This is a genomic window from Cryptosporangium minutisporangium, assembly GCF_039536245.1.
Taxonomy (GTDB): domain Bacteria; phylum Actinomycetota; class Actinomycetes; order Mycobacteriales; family Cryptosporangiaceae; genus Cryptosporangium; species Cryptosporangium minutisporangium.
Genome location: NZ_BAAAYN010000129.1, coordinates 1 through 14,007, shown reverse-complemented (window position 1 = coordinate 14,007; position 14,007 = coordinate 1). Strand labels below are relative to the sequence as shown.

The following is a 14,007-nucleotide window of genomic DNA, read 5'->3' as shown; positions in this document are numbered from 1 at the left end:
CCAGGATCAAGGGGCAAGACCCGTCCGCCGCGGGGAAGGCGTATGCCGGGGAGGTGCTCACCGCCGAGGAGGACTTGGCCGTCGTTCTCGGGAGTGCTTGACGACTGGCCCGGGCCAGTCTCTCGAACTTGCGCTCGTGCCGCTGACATGCGTGGAATTGATGCGGCTCGACACCTTCGCCCGGTGGAGTTCCGTCCCTACCGACGGCGCCATGGTCGGCAGCCTAACCGGGTGGTTTGCGGGTACCTGCGGACGCGTGACGGGACGGCGTTTCCTGCGGTGGATCCCGACGGCCGGGCGGCAGCTCCGTCGGCGTGTCGGCTGGCTGGATCACCTGGTCCGGGCCGGGCTGCGCTACGACGAGGCCGACGGTGGCCGGCTCGCCGCGGCGGTGACTTACTACGCCTTCTTCGCCATGTTCGCGCTCGCGCTGCTGAGCTTCGCCGCTTTCGGGTTCGTGTTGGACGACGCCACCGTGCTGCGGACGGTGGAGCAGTACGTCGCCGAGAACGTGCCCAGCCTGGACGTGGAGAGGCTGCGCGACGCCCGGGGCACCGTCGGTCTCATCGCGTTCATCGGCTTGCCGATCACGGGATGGTTCTGGGTCGACGCACTGCGGTCGTCGATCCGCAGGATGTGGCGGCTACCGGAGTACCCCGGCAACCTCGTCGTCCGCGTGCTCGTCGACCTGCTGGTGCTGGCAGGGTTGGGGTTGCTGCTGGCTGTTTCGCTCGCGGTGGCGTACGGGACGACCACTGCCGCGAACGGACTGGTCGACGCGACACACACCGACGCCGCCCTGTCGCGGTGGACGCTCAGCGCGGTCGGGCTCGTGGTGGGCATCGGCGTGAACACGGTGCTGGCGGTCGGCATGCTCACCGGGCTGCCGCGTGTGTGGATGCCGCTGCGCCGCATCCTGGGGCCGGCGTTGCTGGTGGCCGTCGGCCTGGAACTGCTCAAGACTCTCGGCCGGCTCTACGTGCAGCACACCGCGGCCAACCCCACGTACCAACTCGTCGCAGGCGCGGTGGGGTTGCTGGTCTTCCTCAACGCGATTAACCAAATGATCCTCTTCGCGGCCGCGCTTACAGCTACGAGCACCGCGGGTCGTCCGGCTGATCTCGCTGCCGACGGCGACGGCGCAACTGCGGTGCGAGCGGCCGACGAGGAGGCCGGTATTGGTCGCGGTCCGGCCCGCAATAGCCACGGCGTCGACTAGGAATGCGTCGGCGCCGGTCCAAGTCGAACGGGCGACGCAGGCGAATCCGGCCGCGCTGCGGCGCGGGCTGAAGCGTGAGGGTGGCGCGGTGGAGCCGGCTCATCGAAGCCCGGCGCGCTCCCCGCCGGGCCACGTCCTGCCTTCATCGAATAAGTAGCCGCCGGGCGTCGATGCGGCAGGGTGCGTGGAGCTTTAGTCAGCGCATGGACCGAGTGCCGGCGTGGACGATGTCGCCGCTGCTGACGAGTTCGCGGATGGCCGCGACCATCGCCTTGACGCCCGGCTTCGGCACGATTACCTGGTCAGATGCCCAAAAGTAGCTTCCGTTTGCGGCTTCGCCGGTTTCACGCCATACCGTGAGAAGTCGGCAGACTTCGTCGATGGTGAACATGGTCAGCGACCAGGACGAGCCATCGGGAAGGTCAACAAATACGTCAGCGTTGGCAACCGCGTCCGGGGTGTCGGCCACCGGATCAAGTAGGAACCGTGCCATGAACGTGGGCTCCTCGATCATAAAGTACGGGTCGGAGCTGCTCATGACGGCCATTCTGCCGTCGCTCGATCGAGCGACCGCCGATGCTGGTGCCCTCAGCGTGCTCCATGAGTCAGTGCGCGAATCTGCCGACGATGCAGCCGCGTCAGGTCAGACTTAATCCGACTGCCGGGGACATCAGATGGTGGTGTGGGTGAGCGCTGAGACCAGCATCTGTTGCCACGACAACAGTGGACCGCCCTCCCGAACATCCGCTTCTGCCGCGCAGGGGACAGCCCGGTGCGGCTCCCTGGTCAGAGGCCATGCTCGCGCGCGAGTTGCTCGACCGCGCCGGCTGCTTCCCTGAGGTCGGCGCCAGTGAGAGCGCGGTACTCCTGAATCGCGTAGATCTTCCGACCTTCACGCAAGTGGTCGACGACGGAGGCGAGGTCGGGCTGAGGAGAGTCGGTACCCAGGTGCTGGTTGAGTGCCTGGACCTGACGCTCGAGCACGGGTTTCCCGCATAGCGGCTTCATCGTTGAACGCCGCCGCTGACCTGCGGTTATGGTCACCGGGTGACGGAAGAAGAATTCTGGGCGCTGGTCGGGCAATTGGGCGGGGCGGTCACCGAGGAGTCGGTCGAGCACTTGACGACGGCGTTGGCGGCACGGTCCGAGGCGGCGATCATCGGCTTCGCTGATCAATTGGCGGCGGCGTTGTATCGGCTGGACACGCCGCCGCATGCGGATCGTGACTTGCTGGATCCGGAGTCGGGCCAGTCGATGGGGATGTCCGACGATTCGTTCTTATACGCGCGGGCCGGGACGGTCGCCGCAGGGCGGGCGGTCTACGAGCGGGCGGTGGCCGATCCGGCGGCGCTGCGGACGTCGCTGGAGGACTTGAACGGGGAGTTCCTGCTGCAGGTGGCACCCGAGGCGTGGGATCGGGCGACGGGTCTGGCCTGGGATCACGAGACGCCGGTCAGCTATGAGACCGGCAGCAACTGGCCGGCATGGGGCAAGACCGCTCCGGTGGAGGCTGAGCCGTATCGAGCGCCGTGGTTTCGGCTGGGCATCTATCACGGCCTCGATGCCCGGCGCGTCACCGCGCAGGTGCGTGCGTTGTTCGCGTGTGACGATGCCATCCGGAAGGACGCGGCATGGCAGGCGTGGTGGGAGCACGCAGGCACGCCGGAGCTGGAGTTGAACATGTACTACGGCTTTGAGACCGAGGGCGTCAAGCCGCCTCGAGTGCGGCGGGCCAAGCACCGGGCGCAGGCGGATGTGTACTTCGGGTCCGAGCGGATCACGGCACCGACCAAAGACATGCTGCGGGCCCAGGTCGAGAAAGACGTTCTCCTGGTGCTCGGCCTGGTGCGCGACAAGTTTGGACTGCCGCCGCTGCCGCCGCTGCCTCGTTGACCCGACCAGTCCTAGCGACCCGCGCCCATTGGAGGCCTCGTGACGTGGCGTACCCGCTACAACCAGGTCCGCATGGACACCGACGCGCGGCCGGCACGATTGTGGGGCCGGCGGAAGGCGCCGGATCAGGTGTTCGCGCGACAGGCGGTCGGAGTGTGCGAGCTCTACAGCAAGCTGTTGCGCGAGGCCACGCCGGTGCCTGCCCACACGGGCTGGATCTCTATCCAGGCCTTTTCGCCGGGTACCGCGTCTGGTCCGGAGGCGGATTTCGAGGTCGAAGCAGTCGCGCCCCGGGAACGTGGCGAAAGTATCGTGGCTGTCCTCGATCCGGCGATCTTGGAACGTCCGTTGGTCGACCGCCCGGAAGCTTATCTTCGGTGGCTGCAGCCGCTCCTGCTGCGCCTGGCCGACGCGCGCGGCGTACCGGCGGCTGGATTCGATGAGACCTTCAGCGCCTGCCTCGAGGCCGGCTGCCTTCTCCGCTGGCAAGGACCAACTCGCAGCAGCCCCGACAGGCGCCACCGTGCCACTCCGCACTACCGCTTCGATTCCCACGGCGACGCATGGGTCGAAGTCCAGGTTCATGACCGCAATGGCGAACTCGTCGCCAGGAACGACCCGTGGAACGCTGAAATAAGCCTGCGGCTCTGGCGCCAATCAGCCGCGACTCTGCGATGGCTGACGCCAACGACGATCGGCATGCAACCGGTTCTTCCCGCTATTACCAGAGGATGGGGTATCCCACGGAAGCGAATCATGGAAATCAGCTAGCCGAATAAGTACCGCAGAATCGGTCTGCTACCGAGTCGACCCCCTGCTCCTCGCTTAGAGATGAGACTTGCTCTCGTGCCGCCCTGGGTGTCGGAGGGGCGGGAGTCGGTCTGCGTCGGTGTATGGCGAGCGGGCTGGGCCGGGTGCGCGTGAGCTCTTACGGATCCGCTGGGGCACAGAGGAGGGCACGGACCTGAGAAAGGAGATGCGTCCTCGGCCGGGCGTCGGTAACGGTAGGGACATGGCGAGTTTGAGCGTGCCCACCGTGGCCGTCTGGGAGGCGTTCCTTGCTGCGGTGACGGCGCGAGGGACGCGGTGGCACCGGCGATGAGACGTCGCTGGGCGAGGAGATTCGCCAGTTCGGGCCGGACTGGTCGGAGTCGAGTAGGTTCGCGCGTTATGTGGACTGGCTGATCGGCCAGGCGCGTGAGGACTCGCCGCGGCGCGAGGGGTACGTGCCGGCGACGACGTTGTGGTGGGTGCAGGAGGGAACCTATATCGGGCGGATCGCCGTCCGGCACCGATTGACGCCCGGCCTCCGGGAGATGGGTGGCCATCTCGGCTATGACGTCCGGCCGTCGGCCCGTCGCCGTGGCCACGCCACGGAGATGCTGCGAGCTGCTCTTCCGGTAGCGGCCGGCCTGGGCATCGCGCCGACATTGGTGACCTGCGATGTGGATAGCGTGGCGTCGCGGAAGGTCATTGAGCACAACGGTGGGGTGCTTGAGGATCAGCGCGGCGAAAAGCTGCGGTTTTGGGTCCCTACCCGCTGAGAAGCCGACCGGGTGTCGTCGAATCAATGGCCGTCGCCAGGGGGTAGTTCCAACGCCTCGCGACACAGGTATCTCGACGCGGAAGAACATCCGCTCTTGGCCGCGGAGCGGCGAACCGGACGGTGCCCGTCGAGACGCCGGTGGTGCGCAGCACGTAGGCGACGGCGAGCGTGGCGTGGCCGCACAACGCCACCTCGGTGACCGGCGTGAACCAGCGCAGCGCCCAGTCGGCCTCGGCGCCGGTCGGCAGCGGGTGGGCGAAGGCCGCCTCGACGTGATTCACCTCGGCGGCGACCAGGCCCATGCACCCGGGGTCGGGGGAATGCATCAGCGTCGAGGAGCACCACCCCGGCGGGGTTACCGCCGAAAGGACGCTCGGTGAAGGCGTCGACGACCGGATCCGCATCCCCTGACCGTGGGCGACCGGCGAACCGGTCGGGCCGGTCACGGCGTGCTGACCCGCCAGGCCACGGCCACCGAGACCGTGACGGGCTTAGAGAAGGTGATCCTGCTGCCGACCACGAAGCCTGTGTCGGTGAGCAGGTGCGCCTCCGTCCTCCTCACCTCGTCCGGGGTGAGATCGGTGAACGTCCCCTGCTGCCACACGAACGGGTGCACGTAACCGGGCTGGGCCGGTGTCCCGGTCTGGCTCGTGCCGGCCACCCGGCCGAGGTTGTCGATCGCCCTGGCGGTGCTGTACTGGCCGCCGAGCGTGCCCAGGTCGGTGAGCCGGCCGCCGGTCCAGAGCGCCGCGTGGATGACGTTGTCGGCCGTGGTGATCTCACCGGCGACCTGGCCACGCTCGTTCACCGCGTAGCCGACACCGCTTGTACCGCTGGGAAGCCTCGTCAGCCGGCCCCGCTGCCAGCTGAACGCTATGAAGTTCCCGGTCTGGCCGGTCAGGGAACCGACCACGTGGCCGAGCTCGCTGAGCGCCTGCAGCCGGGCGGGGGTCCTGGTGATCGTCGTGAAACGGCCGGCCTGCCAGAGCCGGGCTTCGCCCGGTCCGGTGCTTCCGACGGGCCGGAACACCGCGGCGACCTGCCCGACCGTGTTCAGGTAGGCGACCTGGTTCGCGTCGAGAGCCGGCGCCACTTCCTCGCCGGGCGGGGTGATCTCGGTGAACGTGCCGTTACGCCAAAGGCTCAGGCGCGTGCCGGTCGCCTGGTCGCTGTCCACCCAGCTGACCAGGGCGTCCCTGCGTTCGTTGAGGTCGATCACGGTGCTGCGGACCGCTCCGGGCGGGTGGACCGTGACCAGGGTTTCCCCGCGCCGGACGAAGCCGCGGGTGGTGTTGTCCACCATGGCGCTGCCGCCGATGTCGCCGATCAGGTTCACCGAGGTGGCCCGGCTCTCCATGGCCCCCGGCGGGTAGAGGAGGGTGAGCGCGCCGTTCTGCCAGCGAGCGGCCCAGGCGCCGGAGCGACCCTCGTCGTTGGTCGCATAGGCGGCGCCGACCACGATCCCGGCGGCGTTCACATCGGCGGCGTACGTGGGCACCCGGGGCGCGGGCAGGTCGACCGGCTCGACCTGCAGCGGTGCGGCCACGGCCGTACCGCTCAGGGCGAGTCCCGCCGCGGTGGCGCAGGCGGTCAGCAGCAGGGAGCGGCGGACGAGCGACAGGGACATGACGACCTCCGGCAGCGCGGCGCGCCGTCGCACCGTGCCTTTCCACAATGGCAGCCCGGAGAGGCCCGGCGGCGGCGCCGGCATGACTCTCTCTTCCGGACCGGTCCAGATCCGGCCACGCCGTCGGCGGGCGCGGCCCCGCGGCCGGTCCCGTCGGTGTCGTCGGTGTCGTCGGTGTCGTCGGTGTCGTCGGTGTCGTCGAGCACACTGAACCGCAGTGCGAGCACCAGAACCGGTCGCGGTGATCCGTCCACTACGCCTCGATGATGCGGCGGCCCTGACGCGCCTGCTGACGGCCAACCGCGATTACCTCGCACCCTGGAATCCCGAGCGCGACGACCGCACTTCACCCTCGACGCCCATGTCGCCGGCATCGACATGGCCTTGACCGAGGAGGCGGCAGGACGCAGCCTCTCGCTGGCCAATCGTGAACCATGCCAACGAGCTCGTCGGCCAGGTCAACCTGAGCCCATCATCCGCGGCGCACTCCAATCGGCGTCGATCGGCTACTGGGTCGGCGCCGCGCATACCGGCCGCGGCTTCGCGACCGCCGCCGTCGCGCAGGCGGTCGGGTTGGCATTCGATCAGCTCCAGCTGCACCGCATGCAGGCGGAGATCCTGGTGCACAACGCCGCCTCCGAAGCCGTCTGCGCAAGAACGGCTTACTCGAGTACGGAACCGCACCCGCCTACATGAAGATCACCGGCCGATGGCAGGGCCATCGACTGTTCCAACGTCTGCACGACATGCCCTGACCGGTCATCCGGTGATCGGGCTCCCATCGCCGCCGAATCCGGGGTGTCCTGCCGCCCGTGGAACCCGGCCATCGTGCCGCCGGTGACCTGACCGCGCTGTTCAGGCGTGCGACGTCCACCGCGATCGCCTGTACGCAGTTCTGCGAACAGGTGCGCCCGCAGCGGGAGACTTACAGGACACTTCCTGGCTCAACGACGCCGGCTGCTACACGCCAATCGATTACCTCCAGGGCTGTTTCGAACCTCCTCTCGTGGCGCCCGGGGCTGCTGCGCCGGCCCCGTAACACCTGCTCGAACCAGCCCGGCTCGCCGTCTCCCGTTTGCCGACTGGTTCGCTACCGCGTGTCGGGACGTTCGGCCCTACCGACGGTCTCACTCTCGGCAGAGCGTTGAGAGGAGAGCTCGAACCGCAGGAGCGAGGAGAGCGGTAGAGATGACAACAGCGTCCGAGGTTCCCGAAGCACCAGCGGCGGCGAGCCTGTCGGCGCGACCGGGCCAGGCCAGGGCATCAAGGCTCAGCGGCCTATGCCTGACCCTCGCCGGCATCGGCGTCCTGATGGGCAGCATCACCGCCGAGGCTCTGTTCGACGGGGCCTACACCACGCACGCCGACACTTTGAGCCACCTCGGCGCCTCGGAGCCTCCGGACAGTGTCGTCACCCAGCCGTCCGCAGCCATCTTCGATGGCACCATGCTCCTTACCGGAGTGCTGATCCTGGCCGGTGCGTGGTGGATGTACCGGGCGGCCGGACCGAAAGCCGCCAGCATCTTCACCGCGCTGCTCGGCACCGGTGTGTTGGGCGTGGGGATCTTCCCGCTGACCCATCCCGGCCCGCACACGGTATTCGCGATGACCGCTTTCTTCTCCGGCGGTATCGCCGTAATCCTCTCTGCGCGTGAGACGGAGCATCCATTCCGAATCTTGTGGATACTGCTCGGGGCGATCTCGTTGGTGGCCATCGCGTTAGGCATCTTCCTCCTCGATTGGGCGCCGGTGGCACAGCTCGGAGAGGGCGGCATCGAACGGTGGAACGCCTACCCGATCGTCTTGTGGCTCGTCGCGTACGGGAGCTACCTGATCGCAGCACCCGACCGAGTCAAGTCCTGACCGAGACTGCACGCGGCCGCCCCCGCCGGTCTACCAGGCCAGCCTGCCGGTAGACCGCCACGGTCCCCTTCCCGGTTCCCGACTGGTCGACAGCCGGTCCCAGTACCTCATGTTGCCCCGATTCGACGGACACGGGCGTTGGGAGACTGCGCTCCGACGGACGGTGCCCAGCGCAACGCCATCCCACGAATCCGGGCCCTGCTCAGCGCATTCACCGAAGCGCCCGCACGGCCTCATGGTCGTCTGCGCCCGTCTCGCACGCCGGGCAGCCCTCGAATAGCCCGGTCAATGGCTGTAGCGCTGATTGCCGGCATTCTCGTAGGCGGCCTCGAGCCAACTTCGGACCTCTGCGTCGAGTTCGCTGACGTCCCGCAACTCCAGATGGTGCATCCACACCCTTGGAGCTGGGTGCGCGATTTCCTTGAACCGAGGCGAATCAAGCTCGTGTGGAAGGCCGAAGGACAGGACTGCGGGCACGTCGGATTTCACGTACTGCCCAGGACGCCACACATAGGCGAACCCCTTGAGCCTGCGGAAGGCGATCTGCGACTTACCGACCTCCACGGACGCAGGCCCCAGCGAGCCCACGATGTCGGCGACCGCCCGGTAGAGCGCCAAGCCATCGGGCGAACCGCTGAAGAACTCTTCCGGCGTGGCCATGATTCGATCATTGCAGCAGCGGTCGTGAGGAGCAGCGCATGTATCCCTACCGCAACCCCTACGAGGACCTGCCGGGTGAGATCGAGTCGCGGGCAGTTCGGAAGGCCGGCTACCGGGAGCTCCGCTTCGACACCGGATCCGTACGGTTGAACTACGTCGTGGGACCGGACAACGGGCCACCTCTGGTCCTGCTTCCGGCTCAGACCGGCACCTGGCAGAGCTACGAGCGGGTCCTGCCGACGCTCGCTCGGCACCATCGGGTCTATGCGGTCGACGTTCGAGGCCACGGCAAGTCGACCTGGACGCCCGGCGACTACTCGTGGGCCTCCGTCGGGGCCGACGTCGCCGTGTTCCTGCGTGAGGTGCTCAGTGAGCCCTCGATCGTCTCCGGCAACTCCTCCGGCGGACTCCTCGCCCTCTGGTGCGCGTCGAACGTCCCGGAGCACGTAGCCGGACTCGTGCTGGAGGACGCTCCGGTGTTCTCCGCCGAGATGCCCCGCTTCCGCGACACCGACCGGTACGTCTATGAAGGGCTGCGGCACGCGGTGGTCGCGCTGGAGGATTTCGAGCACCGCGACCTCGCCGACTACCTCCGTGGCCAGACGCTGCCGGTCTCCGAGACGCGAGTGAAACGGATGCCGGTCTGGTTCGTCCGGCTACTGTCCCGGCGCATCCGCGCTGACCTGCGCAAGCGCCCCGACCGGCCGATCCGGTTACGCGGTTTCCCGTGGGTCGTCCGGACGCTGTTCCGTTCGTTGTCGATGTTCGACCCCGATTTCGCCAGGGCTTTCGTCGACGGCCGCTTCTACGCCGGGCTGGACCACACCGAAGCGCTCACGCGCACGCGCTGCCCCCTGCTGGTACTGCACGGCGACTGGCACCGGTTCCCCGCGTATGGGCTGGTCGGAGCGATGGACGACGACGACGCGGCGCGGATCCAGCAGCTCGTGCCGCAGGCCGAGTACCGACGAATCGCCGCCAACCACGTGATCCACGCCTACCGCCCCCGGCAGTTCGTGAACGCGCTCGAAGAGTTCGCGCGCTCAGTGTCCGGAAGGGACGGTGCGCAGCGCGAGTGAGGTACTTCCCCGTTGCTCAGCTCGGAAAGATGTCGGAGTTCAAGCACCTGCCAGAAGGCGGTGCGCTCAGGTCGCCGCGGTAGCCGTCCGGATCCGTCCGCGGTGCGCCCGCCAGACGTCGGCCGCCAGGACTGCGGCGGCGACCGGCCACAGCAGTCCGCCCGCCACGGCCACGACACCGAACCCCGCGCCAGCACGCAGCACTCGCTGGACACCGACCGGCCGGTCATCCGAAGTCTGAAGGATCGCCATCGTTCTCACCTCTCTTGGCCAAAGCTCCAATTCCAGGAAACGCCGAAGCCCTCGCCGAGAGCAGAGGCCAACGTCCTGATCGTGAGAGGCCTTCCGGCAGTCCAGCCGCCGTCGCACGTCATGACCGCTCCGTGGGCGTTGCTCGCCTCGCTGGCACCGAGCCAGCAGATCAGCATCGCGACCTCGTCCGGTTGCGCCACCCGCCCGGCCCGGTCGAACGCCTTCGACAGGCGATCTGAACGCCACTGCACCTTCGGGACAGCGGTGACGCCTGGTCCCCGCCGGGTAGGGCCACACGTCCCGCACTGACTGGGTCCTCTGCCGGGACTTCCGACTCTGCCGCGGGCACACGACGCACCGGACCCTGAAGGCAAGAGGAAGGAGGCAGACATGTCAGACACATCTGTGGTCACCGTGGGTATCGACGGCTCGGCACCCGCCATGGCCGCCCTCGACTGGGCCGCCCGCTACGCGCTCGCCCGCGAGCTGCCGCTCCAGGTGCTCATCGCCGTCGGGTGGCCGAGCGAACGCCAGATCTACGCCGGCTACCGCGTGGCCGAGCTCAGGGACGCCGCCCGGATCGACGGACAGAAGACGCTCGAGCGGGCGGTCACCCGGGTTGGCGCGGCGTTGCCTGCGCTGTCGGTCTCCGGCCGTGTCAGTGACGAACCGCCGGTGCACGCGCTCCTGGACGCGTCAGCGTTCAGCGAACTCGTGGTGGTCGGCTGCCGCGGCCTCAATCCGGCGGCCGAAATGATCCTAGGGTCGGTGTCCGCTGCGGTCTCCGCCCATGCGCGGAGCCCGGTGGTCGTCGTCCGCGCGGATCGCCTGCCCGGGCCGGACGCCCCGGTTGTCGTCGGCATCGACGGTTCCGAGCGGGATGCGGCCGCCCTCGACGCCGCTTTCGGGGAGGCCGATCGCTGGGCGGCGCCCCTGGTGGTCGCCCACGCATGGAGCGACGTCAGCCTGGTCGGAATGTTCGACGCGGCGGCGGCACCCAGTTGGATCGAGGTCCGCCACCACGCCGACGAACTGGTCAAGCGTCAGGTGACCGCCTGGCAGACGAGGTACCCCCGGGTCCGGGTCACCACGGTCGTCGAGCGCGAGCAGCCGGCGCGGATGCTGCTGGACTTGGCGGAGAAGGCCGGACTGGTGGTCGTGGGCTCGCACGGCCGGGGAGGCTTCGCGGGCATGCTGATCGGCTCGGTTGCGCGCCGGCTGGTGCACCACGCGGATGCGCCGGTGCTCGTCGTGCGTACACCCACCGCGGCACGCTGATCGCGGAGAAAGCTCGGGGGCGGTCCGGTCGACCGCCCCCGAGGCATATCGATCGTTCAGACGTTGTGGCGCCACCGCTCTTCCACGACCGCCCACTCGACCGTCCACGCCGCATCGCGACGCCGATCGAGGGCAGTTCGCAGCGAGCAATACGCGACGAACAGCACGAACTCGCCCAGGCTGACAGCGGCAAGGCCCGTGGTCCACGCCTGTGCCTGCAGATCGCCAAGGGTGGTCAGCTCGGGCACCGGTGAACCAGATGCGTCGAACCACACCGAGATGCGATCGCCTCTCTCCCCGGGGTACCGGGCGTAGACGTTGCCCGTCCGCGCCGTTCCGTCGGGCTCCGTCCACCGAGCTTTCACCGGCATCCTCTGCCGATAGACCGGAGCGTAGGGGCTGTCCGACGAGGAAACGGCGTCAGCGAGCAGAATTACGGTGACCTGATGCCGTTGCCGCTGTTCGGCCGTGTGGCGAGTAACGGCCGCCTGGTAGGACACGGTCATGAGGACGCCCACGGCGACCAGCAACCCCACCGCGAGGACCGCGGTGAGCAGCCGGGTGAGGCTCTCCATCCGATCCACACGACGGAGGAGCGGATTGCGCCCGAAACCGAGACCTCGAACCGCGCGATGTACGCGCGTGTACCGATTCATCGTTCCTCCCTCCGGGTGGGAGCGCGCACGATTCAGTAGTAGATGCCGCGCGAAGCGACGTCCTCCCGGAGCGCCCGGTAGGTCGTGTCGTCCTGCTCGAACGTCATCGCGTTCGCGACGCCGACGACACCGTCGATCCGCCGGGTGAGCTCGGCGACGATCTGGGTTTCGCTCCTCCGCGGTAGGCGTCCGCGCAGCGTGACGTGGCCGTTCGCGACCCAGGCGGCCGCGGTACCGGGAGCGAGCATCAGCACCTGACCGAACACCTCCTGCTCGACCTCGCTGCGAATCTCCTCGTCCGGGCGGGTGAACAGCCGAACCAGATCGCGGCGGCTCACGATGCCGACCAGCTCTCCGGTGTCGTCGACGACCGGCAGCCGCTTGACGTGCTGGCGCTCCATCAGCGCGGCGGCTTCGACCACCGACGCGCCCGGCCGGATCGTCACGGCCGGCGAGGTCATCAGCGTCCGCGCGGACGCTGCTTCGGCTTTCGCCCGGTCGGCGCGGTGCCGGCGGAGCAGACGCGGCCGGTCGTCCACGTCGTCCTGGTAAGTGATCTTGTGGAGCAGATCCGCCTCCGAGACGACCCCGACCACGTGGAAGTCGTCATCCACGACCGGCAGCGCGCTGACCTGTTCCGCTTCGAGTTGTTCGGCGACCACTTTCGCCGGTGCTCCGACGTAGACCGTGCGGACGTCGGTCGTCATGACGTCTTTGACCTGACGGTGGGTCATCGTGGGCTCCTCTGCCGACGCGGCAGGGTGCCGCGCGTCCCCGCCGGCGGACCCTGCGGTCCCCGGCTCTCCCACCTCGATCGTCTGGCTTCAGTGGGGTCCGCATGCAGAGGCTGAAGTCCCGTCCGAACCGGCTCGAGGTCCCGTCGTCAGTCGCTCAGCTGCAGCGGAACGGACCAGCAGAGCCGGGCACCGCGTTCGCCGTTGTGCTCGAGGGTGCAGTCGCCTCCGTAGCGATGGGCTCGGGCGGCCATGTTGACCGTTCCGTGGCCGGGAGTGTCGTCCGGGCCCGGCCCGATACCGTCGTCGGTCACCACGAGCGTGACCCGGCCTTCTTCCGTGTCGACGCTCACCCCGACCTCCGCGCTGCTCGCCTGCGCGTGCCGGGCGACATTCGTCAATGCCTCGCCCAGCACGGCGAGCAGATCCGGGCGGATCGCATCCGGAACCGCCGCGTCGAGCGGACCGTCCAATCGCAATCGCGGCTCGAAGCCGAGTGTGTCCGCTGCCCCGACGACAACGCGCAACACCTCGCCGCGCAGCCCGCTGGGTCGGTCGACGGGTTCTTGCAGCGAGAAGATCGTCTTCCGGACGTCGCGAATCGTCTCGTCCAGGTCGTCGACGAATGTGTTGAGTTTGTCCGCCACCTCCGGGCGCCCGGACATCACGCTGACGCCCTGCAAGCCGAGGCCGACGGCGAACAGGCGCTGGATGATCAGGTCGTGGAGGTCCCGAGCGATCCGGTCGCGGTCCTCGAAGACCGCCAACCGCTGCCGGTCGGCGGCGGCCCGGCTGAATTCGATCGCGAGCGCCGCCTGGCCGGCGAACGCCGAGAGCATCCGAACGTCGGCATCGCCTAACGGCTGCCGGCCCTCTTCGCGCACCACCGAGATCACCCCGAGCACACGCCCGCCCGCGGCGAGCGGAACGATCGCGCCGGGGCCGAGGAAACGGTCGGGCACCGGATGCGCATCGAGCGGGACGAACGGATGGGCTCCACCGTCGAACCGGTAAGAGCTTCCGTCGCCCGCGAGCAGCGCCGTCCGAGCATCCGGCACGCTGTAGGCGGCGCCGAGGAACTGGTGCGCGCCCTCACCGAACCCAGCCCGAACCGTCAAACGAAGACTGTCTTCCCGGCTCACCTCGTCGCGAAGCAGCAAGAAGCAGGCGTCGGCCTGGGCGACCTCCGCTGCTTTCGCC

Annotated in this window: 15 protein-coding genes and 2 pseudogenes; 8 read left to right on the top strand and 9 right to left on the bottom strand. The window is 68.5% G+C overall.

Features of this window, described 5'->3' with window-relative positions:
* Window positions 1-256: 256 nt before the first annotated feature.
* The gene (locus ABEB28_RS42740; protein WP_345734035.1) at window positions 257-1,219 is read left to right on the top strand and encodes a YihY/virulence factor BrkB family protein; all 963 of its coding nucleotides are present in this window, start codon (window positions 257-259) and stop codon (window positions 1,217-1,219) included.
* Window positions 1,220-1,415: 196 nt separating this feature from the next.
* On the opposite strand, the gene ABEB28_RS42735 is transcribed toward ABEB28_RS42740, so the two are convergent.
* Entirely contained in the window at window positions 1,416-1,757 is a 342-nt protein-coding gene (locus tag ABEB28_RS42735; RefSeq protein ID WP_345734034.1) for a hypothetical protein, read from the bottom strand.
* A 248-nt stretch (window positions 1,758-2,005) separates the two neighbouring features.
* Window positions 2,006-2,263, bottom strand: coding sequence for a hypothetical protein (locus tag ABEB28_RS42730; RefSeq protein ID WP_345734033.1), 258 nt, complete (start codon window positions 2,261-2,263; stop codon window positions 2,006-2,008).
* 3 nt (window positions 2,264-2,266) lie between these two features.
* Here ABEB28_RS42730 and ABEB28_RS42725 point away from each other — a divergent pair, with 3 nt between their 5' ends.
* The 3 genes and pseudogenes from ABEB28_RS42725 to ABEB28_RS42715 all read left to right on the top strand — a co-directional run bounded on the left by ABEB28_RS42725 (window position 2,267) and on the right by ABEB28_RS42715 (window position 4,656).
* Entirely contained in the window at window positions 2,267-3,112 is an 846-nt protein-coding gene (locus ABEB28_RS42725; RefSeq protein ID WP_345734032.1) for a DUF4240 domain-containing protein, read from the top strand.
* Between the two features lie 39 nt (window positions 3,113-3,151).
* Window positions 3,152-3,883: a hypothetical protein gene (locus ABEB28_RS42720; RefSeq protein ID WP_345734031.1), complete on the top strand. Its 732-nt coding sequence runs from the start codon at window positions 3,152-3,154 to the stop codon at window positions 3,881-3,883.
* Between the two features lie 241 nt (window positions 3,884-4,124).
* Window positions 4,125-4,656: pseudogene (locus tag ABEB28_RS42715) on the top strand (GNAT family N-acetyltransferase).
* A 108-nt stretch (window positions 4,657-4,764) separates the two neighbouring features.
* On the opposite strand, the pseudogene ABEB28_RS42710 reads toward ABEB28_RS42715, so the two are convergent.
* Together ABEB28_RS42710 and ABEB28_RS42705 are read right to left on the bottom strand one after the other, a co-directional pair.
* Window positions 4,765-5,003, bottom strand: a pseudogene (locus ABEB28_RS42710) (PhzF family phenazine biosynthesis protein); the annotation flags it as partial.
* A gap of 97 nt (window positions 5,004-5,100) precedes the next feature.
* Window positions 5,101-6,369, bottom strand: a complete 1,269-nt coding sequence (locus tag ABEB28_RS42705) for a hypothetical protein (protein ID WP_345734030.1) — start codon at window positions 6,367-6,369, stop codon at window positions 5,101-5,103.
* A 294-nt stretch (window positions 6,370-6,663) separates the two neighbouring features.
* Here ABEB28_RS42705 and ABEB28_RS42700 point away from each other — a divergent pair, with 294 nt between their 5' ends.
* Together ABEB28_RS42700 and ABEB28_RS42695 are read left to right on the top strand one after the other, a co-directional pair.
* Window positions 6,664-6,981: a GNAT family N-acetyltransferase gene (locus tag ABEB28_RS42700; protein ID WP_345734029.1), complete on the top strand. Its 318-nt coding sequence runs from the start codon at window positions 6,664-6,666 to the stop codon at window positions 6,979-6,981.
* 492 nt (window positions 6,982-7,473) lie between these two features.
* Window positions 7,474-8,148, top strand: coding sequence for a DUF998 domain-containing protein (locus tag ABEB28_RS42695; protein WP_345734028.1), 675 nt, complete (start codon window positions 7,474-7,476; stop codon window positions 8,146-8,148).
* A 285-nt stretch (window positions 8,149-8,433) separates the two neighbouring features.
* Here ABEB28_RS42695 and ABEB28_RS42690 read toward each other — a convergent pair whose 3' ends face one another.
* Complete coding sequence (locus ABEB28_RS42690) at window positions 8,434-8,808, bottom strand: DUF5655 domain-containing protein (RefSeq protein ID WP_345734027.1); 375 nt, start codon at window positions 8,806-8,808, stop codon at window positions 8,434-8,436.
* Between the two features lie 38 nt (window positions 8,809-8,846).
* Here ABEB28_RS42690 and ABEB28_RS42685 point away from each other — a divergent pair, with 38 nt between their 5' ends.
* The gene (locus ABEB28_RS42685; RefSeq protein WP_345734026.1) at window positions 8,847-9,887 is read left to right on the top strand and encodes an alpha/beta fold hydrolase; all 1,041 of its coding nucleotides are present in this window, start codon (window positions 8,847-8,849) and stop codon (window positions 9,885-9,887) included.
* Window positions 9,888-9,953: 66 nt separating this feature from the next.
* Here ABEB28_RS42685 and ABEB28_RS42680 read toward each other — a convergent pair whose 3' ends face one another.
* Window positions 9,954-10,139 (bottom strand): hypothetical protein, encoded by a 186-nt coding sequence (locus tag ABEB28_RS42680; RefSeq protein WP_345734025.1) that lies wholly within the window; start codon window positions 10,137-10,139, stop codon window positions 9,954-9,956.
* A 390-nt stretch (window positions 10,140-10,529) separates the two neighbouring features.
* On the opposite strand from ABEB28_RS42680, the gene ABEB28_RS42675 reads away from it, so the two are divergent.
* Window positions 10,530-11,417 (top strand): universal stress protein, encoded by an 888-nt coding sequence (locus ABEB28_RS42675; RefSeq protein WP_345734024.1) that lies wholly within the window; start codon window positions 10,530-10,532, stop codon window positions 11,415-11,417.
* A gap of 56 nt (window positions 11,418-11,473) precedes the next feature.
* Here the strand turns inward: ABEB28_RS42675 and ABEB28_RS42670 are convergent, their stop codons facing one another.
* From ABEB28_RS42670 to ABEB28_RS42660, 3 genes are all read right to left on the bottom strand, one after another.
* Window positions 11,474-12,073 carry an Rv1733c family protein gene (locus ABEB28_RS42670; RefSeq protein WP_425559077.1) on the bottom strand — a complete coding sequence of 200 codons (600 nt, stop codon included), beginning with the start codon at window positions 12,071-12,073 and terminating at the stop codon, window positions 11,474-11,476.
* Between the two features lie 32 nt (window positions 12,074-12,105).
* Window positions 12,106-12,807 (bottom strand): CBS domain-containing protein, encoded by a 702-nt coding sequence (locus ABEB28_RS42665; RefSeq protein WP_345734022.1) that lies wholly within the window; start codon window positions 12,805-12,807, stop codon window positions 12,106-12,108.
* 149 nt (window positions 12,808-12,956) lie between these two features.
* Window positions 12,957-14,007, bottom strand: a 1,051-nt coding sequence (locus tag ABEB28_RS42660; RefSeq protein ID WP_345734021.1) for a GAF domain-containing sensor histidine kinase, incomplete at its 5' end; no start/stop codon positions are given.

What these genes read in the sequence shown, in the direction of transcription:
- ABEB28_RS42735 (WP_345734034.1), bottom strand. Translation starts at nt 1,757, where the DNA reads ATGAGCAGCTCCGACCCGTACTTTATGATCGAGGAGCCCACGTTCATG.
- ABEB28_RS42705 (WP_345734030.1), bottom strand. Translation starts at nt 6,369, where the DNA reads ATGCCGGCGCCGCCGCCGGGCCTCTCCGGGCTGCCATTGTGGAAAGGC.
- ABEB28_RS42700 (WP_345734029.1), top strand. Translation starts at nt 6,664, where the DNA reads ATGGCCTTGACCGAGGAGGCGGCAGGACGCAGCCTCTCGCTGGCCAAT.
- ABEB28_RS42695 (WP_345734028.1), top strand. Translation starts at nt 7,474, where the DNA reads ATGACAACAGCGTCCGAGGTTCCCGAAGCACCAGCGGCGGCGAGCCTG.
- ABEB28_RS42690 (WP_345734027.1), bottom strand. Translation starts at nt 8,808, where the DNA reads ATGGCCACGCCGGAAGAGTTCTTCAGCGGTTCGCCCGATGGCTTGGCG.
- ABEB28_RS42685 (WP_345734026.1), top strand. Translation starts at nt 8,847, where the DNA reads ATGTATCCCTACCGCAACCCCTACGAGGACCTGCCGGGTGAGATCGAG.
- ABEB28_RS42680 (WP_345734025.1), bottom strand. Translation starts at nt 10,139, where the DNA reads ATGGCGATCCTTCAGACTTCGGATGACCGGCCGGTCGGTGTCCAGCGA.
- ABEB28_RS42675 (WP_345734024.1), top strand. Translation starts at nt 10,530, where the DNA reads ATGTCAGACACATCTGTGGTCACCGTGGGTATCGACGGCTCGGCACCC.
- ABEB28_RS42670 (WP_425559077.1), bottom strand. Translation starts at nt 12,073, where the DNA reads ATGAATCGGTACACGCGCGTACATCGCGCGGTTCGAGGTCTCGGTTTC.
- ABEB28_RS42665 (WP_345734022.1), bottom strand. Translation starts at nt 12,807, where the DNA reads ATGACCCACCGTCAGGTCAAAGACGTCATGACGACCGACGTCCGCACG.